Annotated in this window: 3 protein-coding genes; all 3 read left to right on the top strand. The window is 68.1% G+C overall.

Translation table 11 applies throughout. The annotated features are described in order from the left end of the window. Positions 1-303 precede the first annotated feature (303 nt). A complete protein-coding gene (locus KDL01_RS47140; protein WP_246577675.1) occupies positions 304-429 on the top strand; it encodes a recombinase family protein in 126 nt (41 codons plus the stop codon). Between the two features lie 12 nt (positions 430-441). Then, entirely contained in the window at positions 442-1,002 is a 561-nt protein-coding gene (locus KDL01_RS47135) for a recombinase zinc beta ribbon domain-containing protein (protein ID WP_212534048.1), read from the top strand. 201 nt (positions 1,003-1,203) lie between these two features. Beyond that, the gene (locus KDL01_RS40575) at positions 1,204-1,596 is read left to right on the top strand and encodes a peptidoglycan-binding domain-containing protein (RefSeq protein ID WP_212534047.1); all 393 of its coding nucleotides are present in this window, start codon (positions 1,204-1,206) and stop codon (positions 1,594-1,596) included. The last annotated feature ends 664 nt before the right edge of the window (positions 1,597-2,260 follow it).

Genomic DNA, 2,260 nt, shown 5'->3' with positions numbered 1-2,260 from the left:
GTCGTGACCGTCGCCTACGGATCAGCAAGCCACACCAATCTGGAACACGCCGGATTCCGCCAGACCCACACCCGCACCACCTGGCGCCCGCTCAACACCACATCCGTTACTGACCCACGCTCCTAGCCCTGGCGGCGATGGAGTACGCCGTCCGCGACCTCACCCGGTTCATGGGCGGACGCCCGCCCTTCGGCTACCTGCTGATCGACATCGGCCCCCACCCCAACCGGCGCCTGGCCTGCCGCGGCGTCACCCTCCAACAACTCGCACCCCACCCCGACTTCGCCCCCCATCGTCGCCTGGATGTTCCAAGCCCGGCTCGAGGGCTACAGCTACGCGCGCATCGTGCAGGCACTGACCGAGATGGGAGTGCCCTGGCCCTCGGCCGCCGACCGGGAGCGCAACCCGCACCGTTCGGGCCAGGCGTGAACCGAGGGAGCTGTGCGCGCCATCCTGATCAACCCGGTCTACACCGGCTACAGCGTCTGGGGAAAGGAGAAGACCATCCGCGTCCTGATCGACTCCGAGAACCCCGCCCTGGGACGCACCAAGGGCCGTAACCACACCACACCCGACCAGTGGACCATCTCCCACCGCCCCAGCCACCCGCCGCTCGTCTCGGTCCCCGACTTTCTCACCGTCCAGAACCAACGCGTCTCCCGCGCCGCCGCCGAACACCACAACAGGCTCACCGGCTTGCTCGCCTGTGCCGAGTGCGGACGCGCCATGGAAGCCACCTGGTCCCACAACCACCCCGCCTACCGCTGCCGACACGGACGAGGCAACCCTGCCGGCCCACGCCGCCCTGGTCCGGCACAGGCCTTCATCCGCGAACAGCACATCCTCGACCGGCTCCGCTCCTGCACAGCCGGCTTCCGGCCGAGATCACCGAGGTCCGCTGACGCACGGAGGGTGAGGCACGATGAAGGAGCCTGTTTCCGCGAAATACGCGAGAGAATGAGAGCTCTGGTATGTCAATGGACTCCCGTCTCATCATTATAACGGGAGCGTGCTGAAATGTTGCTGAAGCGTGGCCAAGGCTCAACGCGGCCGCCGTTGTTCCATACACTGCCGTACCCAAGACTTCGGCGTGGCGTCTCATATCAGTGCCCTGTGCATTGATGGAGAGGTCATCGTCCGCGGCCTCGTCTGGGCAGATGGAAATCTGCTGACGCGGCTCACCGTTCGGAAAGGACATTGAGCATGAAGGTCAGTACACGAGCCAAGCGGCTCGCGGTGGTCGGGACCGTCGCCGTCGGCGTGCTCGGCCTCGGCGTCGGCTCGGCGTTCGCGGTCAGCGACATCGGCCCCGGCAGCACCGACACCGCGGGCGTCAAGTGCGTCCAGCAAGGCCTGGACTTCTTCGGCTACGGCCTCGCGGTGGACGGCAGCTACGGCTCCCTCACCACCGCCGCGGTCGAGAAGTTCCAGAGCACCTACGGCGACAGCGTGGACGGCATCGTCGGTCCGCAGACCGGCCACTCCCTGATCACCGAAATCGAGGACCTCATCGTCGCCCTGCACCATGCCGGCGAGAGCGCCACCGCGGAGACCACCTGGGTCTCCAACTGCTCGGGCCAGATCCCGAACAGCTGACCGGTTCCCCCGCCCGGCCAGGTCCGCCCGGCACGCCCGCGCCCGTGGCTGCCGGGCTGACCGCCGCACCCCGACGGGGGCCGGTCAGAACCGATGGCGGGGAGCGGAACGCAGATCGAACCACGTGCGGCCGCCGCGCGGGCCTGCTCCGTCAGCACCGAATACGGAGCAGGCTCGCCGACGGCGTCGCGATCACCGCCGTCACACAGATCGTCCACGCCACCACAGGCCGCGACGAACCAGCCGCCTTCGCATTCCAGGACCCCATCAGCACCCGCCTGACGGCCAGTCCGACAGCCACCGAAGGCGCACGTCAGCTCACCGACAAGACGCTCCGGCACACCCTCGACCCCGTCTCATTGACCTAGCCGGTGCAGACATCGACTCCGTCTCCGGTCACTGCGGGCAGGACACGGGAATCAGCGGTCTGCGAGCCCGAACCAGCGCCAGCAGCGGCGCGAGCCTCGCACCGTGCTGATCGGCACCTGCCCCAAGCCGACGACTCCACGCTCCGATCGGACCTCGCCCTTACCCGGCTGTCAACGGCCACGAAGTGACCTTGTTGGGCGGACAGCGGATGGCGAGGCTGGCGGACAGCGGAAGTCCAGGCTGGTGCCCACCGATGTCCCGGTGGGCGGCCGTGGGGTTCCCGCGAGGATGGTCA

This window comes from Actinospica durhamensis, from assembly GCF_018139695.1.
GTDB lineage: Bacteria > Actinomycetota > Actinomycetes > Streptomycetales > Catenulisporaceae > Actinospica > Actinospica durhamensis.
Note: the sequence above shows the minus strand (reverse complement) of the source record. Positions and strands in the feature narration are given on the sequence as shown.